Origin of the sequence: Pseudomonas sp. WS 5146 (genome assembly GCF_012985495.1) — a bacterium.
GTDB lineage: Bacteria > Pseudomonadota > Gammaproteobacteria > Pseudomonadales > Pseudomonadaceae > Aquipseudomonas > Aquipseudomonas edaphica.
On record NZ_JAAQWL010000012.1, the window covers coordinates 187,803 to 201,495 of the forward strand.

14 protein-coding genes are annotated in these 13,693 nt (G+C 62.7%); 11 read left to right on the plus strand and 3 right to left on the minus strand.

Features of this window, described 5'->3' with window-relative positions; all coding sequences use genetic code 11:
- Positions 1-20 precede the first annotated feature (20 nt).
- Positions 21-881 (plus strand): Dyp-type peroxidase, encoded by an 861-nt coding sequence (locus HBO41_RS25740; protein WP_169988217.1) that lies wholly within the window; start codon positions 21-23, stop codon positions 879-881.
- Between the two features lie 163 nt (positions 882-1,044).
- On the opposite strand, the gene HBO41_RS25745 is transcribed toward HBO41_RS25740, so the two are convergent.
- Both HBO41_RS25745 and HBO41_RS25750 read right to left on the minus strand, forming a co-directional pair.
- On the minus strand, positions 1,045-1,455 hold the full coding sequence (locus HBO41_RS25745; protein ID WP_017137562.1) for a winged helix-turn-helix domain-containing protein: 411 nt from the start codon (positions 1,453-1,455) through the stop codon (positions 1,045-1,047).
- A 71-nt stretch (positions 1,456-1,526) separates the two neighbouring features.
- Complete coding sequence (locus HBO41_RS25750; protein WP_169988219.1) at positions 1,527-4,742, minus strand: type III effector HrpK domain-containing protein; 3,216 nt, start codon at positions 4,740-4,742, stop codon at positions 1,527-1,529.
- 609 nt (positions 4,743-5,351) lie between these two features.
- Between HBO41_RS25750 and HBO41_RS25755 the strand changes: the two genes are divergently transcribed.
- From HBO41_RS25755 to HBO41_RS25785, 7 genes are all read left to right on the plus strand, one after another.
- Positions 5,352-5,513, plus strand: coding sequence for a hypothetical protein (locus HBO41_RS25755; RefSeq protein ID WP_016969018.1), 162 nt, complete (start codon positions 5,352-5,354; stop codon positions 5,511-5,513).
- Positions 5,514-5,598: 85 nt separating this feature from the next.
- Positions 5,599-6,483, plus strand: coding sequence for an FHA domain-containing protein (locus HBO41_RS25760; protein ID WP_169988221.1), 885 nt, complete (start codon positions 5,599-5,601; stop codon positions 6,481-6,483).
- A gap of 172 nt (positions 6,484-6,655) precedes the next feature.
- Positions 6,656-7,012 carry a hypothetical protein gene (locus tag HBO41_RS25765; RefSeq protein ID WP_017137565.1) on the plus strand — a complete coding sequence of 119 codons (357 nt, stop codon included), beginning with the start codon at positions 6,656-6,658 and terminating at the stop codon, positions 7,010-7,012.
- Positions 7,012-7,347, plus strand: a complete 336-nt coding sequence (locus HBO41_RS25770; RefSeq protein WP_099550521.1) for a lipopolysaccharide assembly protein LapB — start codon at positions 7,012-7,014, stop codon at positions 7,345-7,347. Before HBO41_RS25765 ends, HBO41_RS25770 begins: the two co-directional genes overlap by 1 nt.
- Complete coding sequence (sctV, locus tag HBO41_RS25775) at positions 7,344-9,482, plus strand: type III secretion system export apparatus subunit SctV (RefSeq protein WP_169988223.1); 2,139 nt, start codon at positions 7,344-7,346, stop codon at positions 9,480-9,482. The genes HBO41_RS25770 and sctV overlap by 4 nt, the downstream gene beginning before the upstream one ends.
- Entirely contained in the window at positions 9,479-10,759 is a 1,281-nt protein-coding gene (locus tag HBO41_RS25780; RefSeq protein WP_017137568.1) for a type II and III secretion system protein family protein, read from the plus strand. The genes sctV and HBO41_RS25780 overlap by 4 nt, the downstream gene beginning before the upstream one ends.
- A 14-nt stretch (positions 10,760-10,773) precedes the next feature.
- Positions 10,774-11,154, plus strand: a complete 381-nt coding sequence (locus HBO41_RS25785; RefSeq protein ID WP_017137569.1) for a hypothetical protein — start codon at positions 10,774-10,776, stop codon at positions 11,152-11,154.
- A gap of 461 nt (positions 11,155-11,615) precedes the next feature.
- Here HBO41_RS25785 and HBO41_RS25790 read toward each other — a convergent pair whose 3' ends face one another.
- Positions 11,616-12,380, minus strand: coding sequence for a tetratricopeptide repeat protein (locus HBO41_RS25790; RefSeq protein WP_017137570.1), 765 nt, complete (start codon positions 12,378-12,380; stop codon positions 11,616-11,618).
- 48 nt (positions 12,381-12,428) lie between these two features.
- On the opposite strand from HBO41_RS25790, the gene HBO41_RS25795 reads away from it, so the two are divergent.
- Genes HBO41_RS25795 through HBO41_RS25805 form a run of 3 tightly spaced genes read left to right on the plus strand, consistent with a single transcriptional unit; the run spans position 12,429 to position 13,691 of the window.
- Entirely contained in the window at positions 12,429-12,992 is a 564-nt protein-coding gene (locus HBO41_RS25795; RefSeq protein WP_017137571.1) for a hypothetical protein, read from the plus strand.
- Between the two features lie 12 nt (positions 12,993-13,004).
- Positions 13,005-13,247: a hypothetical protein gene (locus HBO41_RS25800; RefSeq protein WP_017137572.1), complete on the plus strand. Its 243-nt coding sequence runs from the start codon at positions 13,005-13,007 to the stop codon at positions 13,245-13,247.
- Positions 13,248-13,256: 9 nt separating this feature from the next.
- Complete coding sequence (locus HBO41_RS25805; RefSeq protein WP_017137573.1) at positions 13,257-13,691, plus strand: hypothetical protein; 435 nt, start codon at positions 13,257-13,259, stop codon at positions 13,689-13,691.
- Positions 13,692-13,693: the final 2 nt, after the last annotated feature.

A 13,693-nucleotide genomic window follows, 5' to 3' on the forward strand; every position in this document is an offset into this window, starting at 1 on the left:
GCTTTTCAGAAGGAGTTCACATGAGTCACTACCAGCCGGGCATTCTTGCCGCACCGGTGCCGTTGCAGGCACGCCATCTGTTTTTTGCCGTTGATGCACTGGCAGCCGTACCCGCCGCGTTAGACGCGCTGGTGCAGTTGGCGGACGAGGGCGCAGTGGTCGGTGTTGGCGAGCCGCTGGTAACTTCGCTCGGCGCGCACATTGAAGGGCTGCGCGCATTCCCCGCCGTTACTGGCCCAGGCGCCCATAACCCGTCCACCCAGCAGGCGTTGTGGGTGTGGCTGCACGGTGTGGATCGCGGTGAACTGCTGCTGCGCAGCCGCGCATTTGAAAAGGCCCTGGCTCCGGCATTCCGGCTGGTGCAGATGACCGAAGGCTTCCGCTACAAGACCGGCTTCGATCTGACCGATTACGAAGACGGCACCGAAAACCCCCACGCCGCCGCCGCCGTCGAAGCCGCCCTGACCGACAGCGGCGCCAGCTTTGCCGCGATCCAGCAATGGCAACACGACCTCGATGGTTTTGCCGCGTTGCCCGCCCAGGAGCGTGACCACATCATCGGCCGCCGCCATGGCGATAACGAAGAGCTGGACGACGCCCCCGAATCCGCTCACACCAAACGCACCGCCCAGGAAAGTTTTACCCCGCAAGCCTTTGTGGTGCGCCGCTCGATGCCGTGGGCCGAGAACGGCCAGGCGGGGTTGATGTTCCTGGCGTTTGGGCATTCCTTCGATGCGTTTGAAGCGCAACTGCGGCGCATGAGCGGGTTGGAAGACGGGATTGTGGATGGGTTGTATCGGATCAGTACGCCGCTGACCGGTGGCTATTACTGGTGCCCACCGGTGAAGGATGGGCATTTGGACGTGAGCGCACTCGTCTGATCCCCCAGATCTGAAACAGTGTGGGGGGCTGTGGCGAGGGCGCTTGCTCCCGTTCGACTGCGCAGCAGTCGCAGCTATCCTGGGGGCGCTTCGCATCCCAGCGGGAGCAAGCTCCCTCGCCACACAAGCCAGCTCCCACAGTTTGATTGTGTGGGGGCGTAGATCACGCCACCCACTGGCGCTTATCGTCACCATCCACCGACGGTTTCATCACCTGCACCGGCTCGGGTTCCAACCAGGTGGGCGCGACGAACCGATAACCCAGGCCCGCTGCGGTGGCGATGTAGAACGAGTCATTGTCGCCCAGCGCGCGGCGCAGGGTCTTGATCTGTGTGCGCAGGTTGCATTCCTCCACCACCAGCCTGGGCCAGGCGATGTCGAGCAATTGGTGTTTATGCAGCAATTCACCAGGCCGGGAGGCGAGGGCGATCAGCAAGGTCAGGGCGCGGTTGCCCAGGTTCACGGGTTGCCCATGCTTGAGCAGCAGATAACGGTGGGGCAGCAGTTGGAACGGGCCGAAGTGAATGCCGAAAGAGGCGTCATCGGTGAGGTGGCTGCGAGTCGAGTACGTCATGTCAGTTAACCTTTGTGCGTGGACATTGCAGCCCGACGCGGCTCCTTTTTACGCCGGGTTGCCAGGGAGAGTCAGGTGTTGATCGCCGGGATCGGGTCAGACGGATAATCGCCATCCATCGTCGGGCCACCGGTGAGGCCGTATTGCTGCAGCACAGGTGTCAGTTGCCCGTAGAACGCGTCTTGCGCCTTGCCATGGGCATCGGCCAGGGCGAACGGCAGGAACGCGCTGCCGATACCCCCGAGAATCGCCGTGGCGCCGCCAAGGATGCCGCTGATGGTGCCGGCCACTGCACCGATTTCGGTGGCGCCATACAAACCGGCACCGGCTTCCACCAGGCCGGCGACGGCCGCACCTGTGCCGAGCACACCGGTGGACACCGAGAAACTGCCGGTGAGGTAGTCGCCTTTTTTCAAGGAGTCGACGCCGCCGATAATCCCGATCACGCCGCCGATAATGCCGCCGGCCGAACCAATGATCTTGCCCGCCGCGCCGATATTGGCGATCTGTTGCGCCGACAGCGGGCCTTTGCCCACCGGCACTTTGCCGGGGAAATCGCCAATGGTGCCGCCGTCCGGGCGGTTGACCCAGGTGACGCCATAGCCGGCTTCCTTGGCGTATTTGGTCCCGCCTTCGAGCAGCAACCCGGCAAATTGCAGGCCCGCCGATACGCGGTTGGCATCCGCCACCGGGGTGGTGCTGCCGCTGGCCGAACGCGCCATCAGCACGCCGCTCATCAACACCGCGCTGCCAATGTGCAGCAGGCCTTGCTTGAACGCCGGGCTGACATCCCCGAATTTCATACCTTCGATAGCCTTGGGCAAGGCATCGGCAATCTTGTTGCCCTGACGGCCGATGTCCCATACCGACCGCAGCATCGACACCACCTGTGCCGGGTCGATCTTGCCGCCGTCGGAGGTGGTGAACATCGCGGGGTCTTTTTGCTGCGCGTCGTTGATCGCAGCGGTGACTTTGGCGTCGTCGAAGTTGCCGTTGCCATCGCCGAGCGTGACGTTCAACGTGTCGGTGGTCGCACCGCCGAGCAACGCATCGCCGAGGTTTTCGTTGAAGTTGACCTGCAAGGTCGCCGCGTCATCCGCCGTGGCCTTGTCACCCAGAAAGGCCTGGGCCGACGCGGTGCTGGCGGCGAAACTGCTGGCCGCTACGGTCGGGTCCAGGCCACCGGCTACCGCATCGGTGAAGGCTTTGCCGGTCACCAGCTGGTTCTTGTAGTAGCTGAGGATCGCGTCACTTTGCCCGGCGTTGGCCGCCACCTTGGTCAGGTCCACATGGCCGTTGCCCCCCAGTGCGAGGTTGGCGATCGTCGCGTCGTTGGCGGCGTTTTGCAGGCCCATGCCCATGTCGATCTGTTTGCCGTTCTGGTCCTTGGCATTGAGGTTGTCGTTGAGGTTTTTGCCCGACTCGATGCCACCTTCAAAGTAGTTCTGCATCGCGACCTTCATGCTCGGGTCGCTGCTAACGATATCCCTGAGCGCGGGGCCGCGATTGTTCTGCAGGAAGCTTTGCACATCCGGGTCTGCCGACAGGGTCTCGATGCCGCTTTGCAGCTGCGCCTTGATCTTGTCTTCGTTGGGGTTCAGGCCCCAGTTGGGCGAGGTGTACTTGTCCATCAAGCCTGCGTTGCCGACGTAGTCGCTGACCAGCAGGCGCGTTTGTGCATCGGTCAGTTGCACCATCACGGCGGCTTTTTGTTCGCCGGTGTAGTTCTGCGGGTTGGCCAGGATATCGGCGGTGAGCTTGGAGGTATCCACACCGGCGACGGCATCGCGGGTGGCGGCGCCGTCGAGGAAGGTCAGGGTGTCACTGTCGGTTTTCGGCGCCTGTTTCTCCAGCCACGCGCCGATGTTGTCGCGGGTGCCGATGTTGTCGGATTTGCCGGTGGCGGGGTTGTCACCGCCGGTTTCCAGGGCGTGGAACAGGCCGGGGCGCGACCACATTGCTGCAGCGCCGGTCAGCTCGTTGCTCAAGGCCGAATCACTGCCCAGGGCTTGCAGGTTATCGGGGCGGATCATGCCGTCGTTGCTGCGCTGGTTGTCACCTGGGCGCATGGCGGTGCCGGAACTGGCGACCAGGCTTTCGTTGGCCATCACGATGGCGGCGGACTTGGCGTTGGCCTTGGCCAAGTCGCCTGGGTGGCTGCTCATAAAGCTGCCATAGGACTTCGCCGCCGCGCCGATATCGCTGTTGGTGTTGCTGATGAAATGGTCAACGTCGGAATGGGTGATCACATTGTCGGCTTTGCCGCGACCACCGCTGTCCAGCGCGGCCATCAGGTTCGGGCTGCTGGCCACGTACTTGAGCACGGCCTGAGCCTGGGGCGGCAAGGTGGTCGGCGGGTTGGCAAAGTCGATCGGCGCGCCGTGCAGGCCCCAGGCGTCCCAGTTCTGCGAGAGCAATTGTGCGGCGGCGCGCGGGCGGTTCAGGTCGAGTTGTTCTTTGGTCGGTGTCGTGCTGGTGTTGCCAGTGATGCTGTTCCAGTCCTTGGCGCCGGCCACACCGAACGACGAGTTGTCGATCCACGAAGTATCGCAGGCGCCTGCGGCACCGGTAGTACCGGCGTAAAGCTTGGCCACTTGGTCGTACAGGGCAGGGGTGATGTCCTGGGACACGATCACTTTGTCGCCGGACGCGGTCTGGTAGCGGATCAACCCTGGCCCGACTTCCTCGGGCGGGCCGATATGGGTGGCTGGGTCGATGCTCTCGTTGGCACCGGCCAGGCGATAGCCTTCGGCGCCGCTGGCATTGATCGCCGACAGCTTGGTGAAGTCGCCGCTGACCTGATCGAACAGCTGCGGCGTGTCTTTCTGGCTGACCACCACCTTGTGACCCGAGGCGGTCTCATAGCGGATCAGCCCGGGGCCGAGTTCAGTCGGGCTGCCGATGGCCGTGTAGTTGCCCAGCCCCGGCGCCACGGTGCTCGCATCGGCATGGGTGTAGCCGGCCGCTTTACTGTCACTGAGGTTTTTTTCGAAGCTCGCATCGTTCTGTTGGGTGTTGTACTGGTTGACCAGTGTTTCGTAGAGACGCGGGTTGTCGCTCTGCTTGAGAGTGACTGGCTTGTCGCTGCCCAACGGTGTGTAGGTGATGCTGTTGTTCACCGGCGCCTGAACGTTTTGATAGGGCAGTGGGATCGACGGGCCGCGGATCTTCGACGGGTCGAAGGTCGGCTGGTTGACGGCGGTGTACAACGCGGTTTCGAATTTTTTCTGCGAGCCGTCTGTGCCCGGTGTTTGCGAAGGGTCACGACTACTTGGGATCGCTGGCATACATGCTCACCTGGAAGTTGTTTCATATATCAGGGCCTGCACACTGACTATTTAGCTATTAGTGCATCTGTACTAATCAGGCGCAGGAAATTAGTTGCCCGCGAGCATTAAGGTCGCTCGCGCCGAGCTATGAAACGCGATGAGTAAGTCGCTTTTGTTACAAATGGAAATATCTGCGAAGTTGGGCAAAAGGCTATTAGCGAAAAATGTGAAGTCGATACAAAAAAGACGTCGACGTCGTGACGGACTGCGCGTTTTTACGCTGTAAACCTGCCGCCTATTGTTCAAGAGAATGTCGGGGTGTGCGTGCAACGCCGCGTAATAAGGGGCTTTGGCCTTGTTTGAATGTTTCGCTAAAAGTTCCGCGGGCGAACCGGCATGAGTTTTTTTCAACGCCGGGTTGAGCCAAACAATTCACACCCTGTAGCCGAAACGTTTCACAAGCTTTCACAGCGAAGGCGTTTTGATCGTGAGTAGTATGGCCCCCATGCAAACCAACGACGGTTCAAACGCTCACTGTCTGACGTATTGGGCATTTACCGGGTTTGCATACTTTCAGCTTGCTGTTGCGCAACTGAATAACTTCCCTATCGATGCAAGGAGATGAACATGGCTGATGTCCCACCAGTAAAAGCCGGCGGCGCCGACGACGCTATCGCGAAGATGGAAGCGACCTTCAACATGGCTATCGAGAAGTCGGCCAAGATCACCGAAATCAGCACCGCGAAAAAAGCTGAGCTCGACGCCACCAAACAGCGTCCGCAGAACTGATTTGCCAAACGGGCGGCGCTGGCGCTGCCCGTTTACCTGCTGATTCTTGACCCCGTTGCACATTTTCAAGGGGGCAAACCCACACATGACAGCCTTGATTTCTTTGGGGCCGGTGGCTGCGACTGGCGCACCGACCCTCACTGTGACCGCCGGTTTGCACCAGGGCAGTTCCCTGATGCTTGATCAGCCTGTCTACACCATCGGCGCGGACCTCGCGGCCGACCTTGTGCTCAGCGACCCCGGTATCGCCGGCCTGCACCTGCGCCTGCGTTTTGAGGGCGGCCATGTGGCGGTCGAAGCCTTGGGCGGTGAGGTGCTGGTCGCCGGCACTGTGCGAATTCCCCGGGGCAATGGTCATCGCGCGCGACTGCCTTTGCAACTGCGCATCGGCACCGCCGGTGTGAGCCTGGCGCTGCCTGAAGAGGCAGAGCAACCCTCCCGCGCTCCGCGCAGATTAACGCCTTGGATTGTCGCGCTCGGCCTGCTGTTTATCTGTGCAGGGGCACTGGCCTTTCGCAGTGACCCGCCGTTGGCGCAGGTGGCGGCAGTGGTCGATGTGCCGGCGATTAAACAGCCGTCCCGCGAACAGGCCAAAGCCTGGCTGGAGCAACAGTTGCAAGCCGCCCGCCTGGATGCGGTGAGCGTCACCAACAGCAACGGCCAGCTCAGCGCCGAGGGCAGTTTCGAACAGTCACAAAAGCCTCAATGGCTGGCCCTGCAACAAGCCTTCGACCAGCGCTACGGCCAGCAGATCGTGCTCAACCCCCGCGTTGCCGCGCGTGCCGATGCCGCGAGCCCACGCGTGCGCTTCCAGGCCGTGTGGTTCGGCGCCCACCCCTACGTGATCAATGACAGCGGCAAGCGCCTGTACCCCGGCGCTGCGCTGGCGGACAACTGGGTGCTGGAACGCATCGAGAACAACCAAGTGATCCTCGCCCGTGGCGATGAGCGCTTTACCTTCACCTTATGAGTCGGTCTATGGGACGTATACACATGATCGTTCCCACGCTCTGCGTGGTAATGCCGCCCCGGACGCTCCGCGTCCTGAAATCAGCGCAATGCGTGACCCCTGCGCAAGGTGACGCAGAGCGTCACAGGATGCATGCCCACGCAGAGCGTGGGAACGATCAACAGGCCCCGGCATGAAAGTCGAACCCCGCCCGTTAATTCCCAGTGATGTGCGCAGCGCGCCTATCGAAGCGATTCACCCGGTCAATTCACGCCAGGCCACCGCCTTCGAAGCGGTGCTCAAGACCCGCAAGACCCAAACCCGCCGCTCGCTGCGCAGCGACCTCGAAGCCCTCACCAGCGCCGCCGGGGTGGACTCCCTGCTGTTCGGCAGCGCGCGTTCCCTGGAGCTGTTGGAGCATGTGATGGAACACATCCTGCCGAGCCTGGACGCTGAGCCCGAGATCAAGGCCCTGGCCCATGACCTGATCAGCGAAGAGATAGAGATGCGCCGCAACCTCGACCAGCAGCGCTCACAGGTGCATGCCTGATGGCCCGCGATAACGAGGACGCCGTGCAACTGCTCAAGGGCATTGGCGAGCTGTACCGGCGCAATGGTCAGTCCCAGCGCGCGCTGGTGATGTTGCTGATTGCCGTGAGTGTCGCGCCCCACGACTGCGTGCTGTTGCGTGCGCTGGTGCTGGCGTTCACCGACAGTGGCGATGCCGCGCGGGCACTCGGCGCCCTCGACCGCCTGGTGGCGCTGGAAGGTGAGTCCGCCAGCCTGTTGCTGCTGCGCGCGCGTGCGCTGTGGTACGGCGAGCGCAAGGACGAAGCGCGCCAGTGCTTCAAACGCTACTTAGCCGCACGCAGGGCCAACCCATGAGCGTACTCAATCGTCTGAACAATGTGGCGCGCATGGCTGCGCAGCGCACTGACGTGATCATCGTCGCGTTTATGCTGATGGCGATTGTGATGATGATCATCCCGCTGCCCACCTACCTGGTGGACATGCTGATCGGCCTCAATATTGCCCTGAGCATCCTGATCCTGATCGTAGCGTTCTACATCGGCCACTCCGTGGAGTTCTCTGCGCTGCCGCCGCTGATTCTGCTCAGCACCTTGTTTCGCCTGTCGCTGTCGATCACCACCACGCGCCTGATTCTGCTGCACGGTGACGCCGGGCATATCGTCAAGGCGTTCGGTGACTTCGTGATTGCCGGGCAAGTGGTGGTCGGCATGGTGGTGTTCCTGATCATCACCGTGGCGCAGTTCGTGGTTATCACCAAAGGTGCCGAGCGCGTCGCGGAAGTGGCGGCGCGCTTTACCCTGGACGCCATGCCCGGCAAGCAGATGAGCATCGACAACGACCTGCGCAATGGCGATATCGACCAGGCCGAAGCCCGCCGTCGGCGCTCGCGCCTGGAGCGGGAAAGCCAGATGTTCGGCGCAATGGACGGCGCGATGAAGTTCGTCAAAGGCGACGCCATCGCAGGGCTGGTGATCCTCGCGGTCAACCTGCTGGGCGGCATGCTGATCGGCATGCTCGAACGCGACATGCCGTTCGGCGTGGCGGTGCACACCTATTCGCTGCTGACCGTGGGTGACGGCCTGATCGCCCAGATCCCGGCGCTGTTGATTTCAGTCGCGGCGGGCACCGTCGTGACGCGTGTCAACAGCGACGGCGAGGCCGGCGACCTGGGCAGCGAGATCATCAAGCAACTGGGCGCCAGCTACCGTGCGCTGGGCCTGACGGCGCTGATCATGATCGGCGTAAGCCTGCTGCCGGGTTTTCCGACCTGGGTATTTATCGGTTTGTCCTTAGCCTTTGGCAGTGCGGCATTTTTGATGTATCGCCGGCAGGCCCGTCAGCCCCAGGGTGAACTTGAAGCGTTGGTGCAAGCACCTGAGCCGGTGGTCGAGGTGCCGGCCGAACAGGATGACAACCTGCTGCCCGACACCCGTGTACTGCTGACCCTCGGCAGCGGCCTGTCCCAAAGCGCGCCGCGCCAGATGCTGCGCCAGCGTGTCGAAGCGCTGTGTCACGACATTCGCACCGAGCTTGGCGTGGACGTACCAGTGCCAGGCATCTACATGGAAGCCAAGGCCACGCCGGGCAGTTTTTGCGTGTCTTTGGAAGGCGTGCCGGTGAGCGAGGGCGAATTGCCGATCAACTGCCTGCTGTTGCAGGACGACCCGGTGCATGTGCAGTTGCTCGATATCGCTACCGTACAAGCCGATTCGCCGCTCAATGGCCGCCCTGCGCACTGGATCGAGCGTCAGCACGAAGACACCTTGCGCAATGCCGGCATCGGCTTTTTGCTGCCTGACGAAGTGCTGCGCGGTGTGCTGGAACGCAGCCTGCGCCGCTATGCCGCGGACTTCCTCGGCATCCAGGAAACCCGTCTGTTGCTCGAGCGCACCGAAGCCACTTACGGCGAGCTGGTCAAAGAGGCCCTGCGCCTGGTGCCGCTGCAACGCGTGGCCGAAACCCTGCGCTTGCTGGTCGGCGAAGGCGTGTCGATCCGCAACCAGCGCGCCTTGCTCGAAGCCATGGTGGAGTGGGGCGCGCGTGAAACTGACGCCGGGCGCCTGGCTGAGCATTTGCGTGCAGCGCTGGCGCGGCAGATCAGTCATCAGTATGCGGATCGCAACCGGGTGATCGGCGCACTGGTACTGGCGCCGGGCCTGGAAGACCAGCTTCGTGCGTCCTTGCGTCGCCAGGAGCCGCAGCGCGAGTTGATCCCCGAAGACGTCAGCCGCGCCTTGCTTGCGCAACTGCGTCAGGCTTGCGAGAACACCCGTGAGGCCAACAGCGCCGTGTTGCTGGTGCACCCGGAACTGCGCCGCAGCTTGCGTCGCCTGGTACTGCGCGGCGAGCTGGAACTGGCGGTGCTGTCGTTCCGCGAATTGGCCACCGAGTACAACCTGCAAGCGCTGGTGACCATCAGCCTCACCGATATTTCCAATCGCCGCGCGCCTGCTGCGGCTTCTGTCACTCCCCTGGCGTCTGCCTCATGATGCGTTTTTGTGTGTTGTTACTCGCTTTGATTGCGTGTGCCAGTCAGGCCCAGGACATTGCCCGAGGTGCTGGCGGCTCGATCAACCTGGCGTCCGGTGAAGGGCGCATTTTGCATTTCGTGGCGCCGGTGGATTCGGTGCTGGTGGCCGAACCCAATGTGGCCGACCTGCAAGTGGTGTCGCCCGGCACTATCTATATCTTCGGCAAGGCGCCGGGCAACACCAGCCTGATAGCCCTGGGCAACGACGGCAAACAACTGGCCAGCCTGACGCTTTCGGTCAGCAGTGACAGCCAGGCGGTGACCACGCCGATGCAGACCCTGCACCCCGGCAACGGTGCGCAGATCAGCGGCGCCGGCAACCGCCTGATTGCCAAGGGCACGCTCGGTTCGGTGGCCGAGGCCACCGACCTCAACGCGCTGCTCAACCCTCAGGGCCAAGGTTTCCAGAGCGCGATCAACACCACCGAATATGCCGGTGCCGCCCAGGTGAACCTACGGGTGCGCTTTGCCGAAGTGTCGCGTTCCGAGTTGCTGCACTACGGCGTGAACTGGAACGCGATGTTCAATAACGGCACGTTTTCCTTCGGCCTGATCACGGGCGGCCCATTGGCGGCAGCGACGGCCGGTGGCTTGGCGACGGCGGGCACCGGTTCCGGCAATGTGAATATCGACGGCATGCTCGATGCGCTGCAAGCCAATGGCATCTTGCAGATCCTGGCCGAGCCGAATATCACCGCCATGACCGGCCAGACCGCGAGCTTCCTCGCTGGTGGCGAAGTGGCGATCCCGGTGCCGGTCAACCGCGACCTGGTGGGCATCGAATACAAGTCCTTCGGTGTGTCGTTGTTGTTCAACCCGACCTTGCTGCCTAACGGGCGTATCGCCCTGCAAGTGCGCCCGGAAGTCAGCAGCGTGGTCAGCGGCGGCACTGTGGACTTCGGCAATTTCCATGTGCCGTCCTTCAGCGTGCGCCGCGCCGACACGCGGGTGGAAGTCGGCAGTGGGCAGACGTTCGCCATCGCCGGGTTGTTCCAGCGCGAGAGCAGCCAGGACATCGAAAAACTGCCATTGCTGGGCGACCTGCCGATCCTCGGCAACCTGTTCCGCTCCAAGCGCTTCCAACGCAATGAAACCGAACTGGTGATCCTGATTACCCCGTACCTGGTCGAGCCGGTACGCGGTCGCGGTCTGGCCACGCCCCTGGACGCCTTACCGACCACTGCCGCAGCCAGCGGACCGCGCAGCGGCGGGGCGTTCGGTTTCTACATGAATTGACTAAGGGGCCTGCCATGACTGTTTTGCGTGTGTTGATGCTGTTGCCCTTGGTGTTGGTGGGCTGCAAGACCCATTTGGCGCCGACGTATTACTCGCCCGAATACCGCGCCGATGGCGTGCCGAGCCAGTGCCAGCAACCGGCGGCCAAGGATGAGATTGGGTTGGATGAAGACTTCAAGCCGACCTTGCCGTTGGGCTGCGCGAACAATTTGAACCTGATGCAGATGGTCGAGCGTAAGCAGGACCTGACCCAGGGCCGCGCGACCGGGCCAGCAATGGCCGCGCCGGTGGGCCGGGCGGCGCAGGTGTATATCGAAGGGTTCGACCGCGAGCAGTTGCAGCGGCGCAAGGACCAGCAGGAAGCCAAGGCCGGCGCTGCAGGAGGCCAGCAATGAGGCCCCAATGTGGGAGCGGGCTTGCTCGCGAAAGCGGCCTCATGGTCGACCACTACCCAACTGAAGCTACCCGGTCTAACTGTGGGAGCTGGCTTGTCGGATCGCCGCACCGCTGCGATAGCGGTGAGTCGGCGTACATATCCGTTGTTGTAGTAACGGCCACTTATGGTTCCGCTCTTACAGCGGCTCACTTTTGGAAAGACCCAAAAGTAAGCAAAAGGTCTTCGCCCCACCACTCGGCACCTCGCTTAGGCTCGGTGTGCCCTCACTCCGGCTTTGGAGCGTGGGCCGCCGCGATGGGCCATCCTTGGCCCAGCGCGGCTAACCCGGCGTCCTGCCGGGTTACCCTCGCTCCAAAGCCTGCGTTCGGCCAGCGTGGTTTAACGGGGCGACTCAGATCAACATCAAAAGCAGATCAAAAGCCAGATCACAAGCCAGATCAAAAGCGGGTTGGTCGTGTATCAGCGCGGGTCCACCAACCCCAGCTCCTTGGCTTGCGCCACCGGATCACTGATCGCTTTGATGCGCTTGGCTTCGGTCACCAACTGTGCCCGCTCAGCCGCCGGAATATCATCCAGCGCCAGCCCGGCAACCTTTTGTTCATACCCCGCCAACACCATCACCAACAGTTCATTACGCTGATGCCGTGGCAAGGCCCGGGGCGATTGGGTGACGGGGGCGATGGTGTCCAGCGCCTGTTGCGATTGCCCACCCAGCGCATAAGCCAGGGCCAGGTTGCAGCGGCTGTCGAGGTTGTCGGGTTGCAGGCTGAGGCTTTGGGCGAAGGCGGTTTGTGCGGCGACGGCCTGGCCGTTCAAGACCTGCGCGATGCCCAGGCGTGTGTAGGCGACCGGCAGGTGGTTGATCTCGGCGGCCTGGCCCAGCGCCGTGACGGCGCGTTGGGTCTTGCCCAGTTGCAACTGCGCGGTGCCAAGACCGAGCAGGGCGTCGGCGTTGCGGGCGTCCAAACCCAGGGCTTGCTGGAAGGCGCGCTCGGCGCCCGACGCGTCCTTGGCGTCGAGCCTGGCCTGGCCGAGCTTGAGCCACAGGTCGATGCCGGCGCCGGGTTGCTGGGTGGCGCGCTCGTACAGCGCAGCCGCGCTGGCGTAATCGCCGCGCTTGTTCAGGTCGTTGGCCAGTTGCAGGGACTTGTCGGAATCGGTCGCAGGTTTGCTGGAGCAGGCAGCCAACAGCAGGGTACTGGCAAGCAGGAAATTCTTGGTCATCGTCACAACTCGTCGGGCGAAGGCGCAGGCCATGTAAGCATATTTTTCATGGCCATCCTATGCCTGTTCGGCGCCAGTTTGGCCCACGCGGCCGAAGCGCCCGAATGGTTTTCCAAACCCTATGCCTACGTGTTGGTCGACCAGGATGTGCGCGGCGCACTGGAAGAGTTCGGCCACAACCTCGACATCCCCGTGGTGCTCTCGGACAAGGTGCGCGGCAAGGCGCGCAGCACGATTCGCGCCGCCAGCGCCGGTGAGTTCCTGCAAACCCTGTGCAACACCAACGGCCTGACCTGGTACTTCGACGGCAACCTTCTGTACCTCAACGCCAACGATGAGATCGGCACAAAACTGTTCAAGGCCAGCGCATTGAACCTCGACCAATTGCAGGCTTACCTCAACACCCTTGATGTGTTCGGCCAGCAGCTGTCGATGCGCAATGGCCCCGAAGGCGATGAAGTGTTCGTGTCCGGGCCACCGCCGTACCTGGCGCTGGTGCAACAGCACGTCGATCACCTGCAACCCAACGCCGTGGCCGCCCCGGTGGCCCGCGAGCGGGGTGTGCGGGTGTTTCGCGGCGCGCAAGTCAGTACCGAAACCCCAACCCAGTAAAGGAGCAGCACCATGTCCGTAACGGCCGTAGACAGCAACCTCGCCCCCGGTGGCGCCAGCCCTGAAGCCAAGTTCAATGCCGCGGTGGATAACGCCAAGGCTGCCGACAAACCGGCGGACACCTCGGACGCCGACGACGCCAAATTCAACGATGCGTTGATCACCCAGGCCGTCACCATCGGCGGCCAGTTCATCATCATGCCGAAGATGCAGGAACTGCTGAACGACGCCATGTCCGATGACGACGACGAGTAGGAGGCCCCTATGACTATCAGTCTCGCCGCCGGCGCCACGGCCTTGCCGCCGTCCGCCGGTGCGGGGCCCGCCGGGGCCTCGCAGAACCTGTTCGAACACATGGCCAACACCGCCAAGGGCATGCCCGAGGGCGCCAGCCCGCACCAGATCGGTTCGGGCTTGATGGAGCGCATGAACAGCTTTATCGACCGTTCGCGAGCGTTCTCCGAGCGTGCGGATTTGCTCACCAACAACCCCTCGGCGCCGCCACCCGCGCAGGCCGAAATCCGCACGGCCAGTGCTTCTCCCCAGGCTGAGTCGGGAAAAAAAGTTGGCGAGCAGCAGGTCGACCAGATCGTCCATTCCCTGGGCAAGATGTTCGACTACTCCATCGAAACCCAGATGGTGGTGCGCGGTGCAACGCAGATTTCCGGCTCCGCCAACACGCTGCTCAAGGGTCAATAACG

Bases quoted from the DNA above. Each gene is read 5' to 3' on its own strand.
- HBO41_RS25740 (WP_169988217.1), top strand. From the start codon at position 21: ATGAGTCACTACCAGCCGGGCATTCTTGCCGCACCGGTGCCGTTGCAG.
- HBO41_RS25745 (WP_017137562.1), bottom strand. From the start codon at position 1,455: ATGACGTACTCGACTCGCAGCCACCTCACCGATGACGCCTCTTTCGGC.
- HBO41_RS25750 (WP_169988219.1), bottom strand. From the start codon at position 4,742: ATGCCAGCGATCCCAAGTAGTCGTGACCCTTCGCAAACACCGGGCACA.
- HBO41_RS25755 (WP_016969018.1), top strand. From the start codon at position 5,352: ATGGCTGATGTCCCACCAGTAAAAGCCGGCGGCGCCGACGACGCTATC.
- HBO41_RS25760 (WP_169988221.1), top strand. From the start codon at position 5,599: ATGACAGCCTTGATTTCTTTGGGGCCGGTGGCTGCGACTGGCGCACCG.
- HBO41_RS25765 (WP_017137565.1), top strand. From the start codon at position 6,656: ATGAAAGTCGAACCCCGCCCGTTAATTCCCAGTGATGTGCGCAGCGCG.
- HBO41_RS25770 (WP_099550521.1), top strand. From the start codon at position 7,012: ATGGCCCGCGATAACGAGGACGCCGTGCAACTGCTCAAGGGCATTGGC.
- sctV (WP_169988223.1), top strand. From the start codon at position 7,344: ATGAGCGTACTCAATCGTCTGAACAATGTGGCGCGCATGGCTGCGCAG.
- HBO41_RS25780 (WP_017137568.1), top strand. From the start codon at position 9,479: ATGATGCGTTTTTGTGTGTTGTTACTCGCTTTGATTGCGTGTGCCAGT.
- HBO41_RS25785 (WP_017137569.1), top strand. From the start codon at position 10,774: ATGACTGTTTTGCGTGTGTTGATGCTGTTGCCCTTGGTGTTGGTGGGC.
- HBO41_RS25790 (WP_017137570.1), bottom strand. From the start codon at position 12,380: ATGACCAAGAATTTCCTGCTTGCCAGTACCCTGCTGTTGGCTGCCTGC.
- HBO41_RS25795 (WP_017137571.1), top strand. From the start codon at position 12,429: ATGGCCATCCTATGCCTGTTCGGCGCCAGTTTGGCCCACGCGGCCGAA.
- HBO41_RS25800 (WP_017137572.1), top strand. From the start codon at position 13,005: ATGTCCGTAACGGCCGTAGACAGCAACCTCGCCCCCGGTGGCGCCAGC.
- HBO41_RS25805 (WP_017137573.1), top strand. From the start codon at position 13,257: ATGACTATCAGTCTCGCCGCCGGCGCCACGGCCTTGCCGCCGTCCGCC.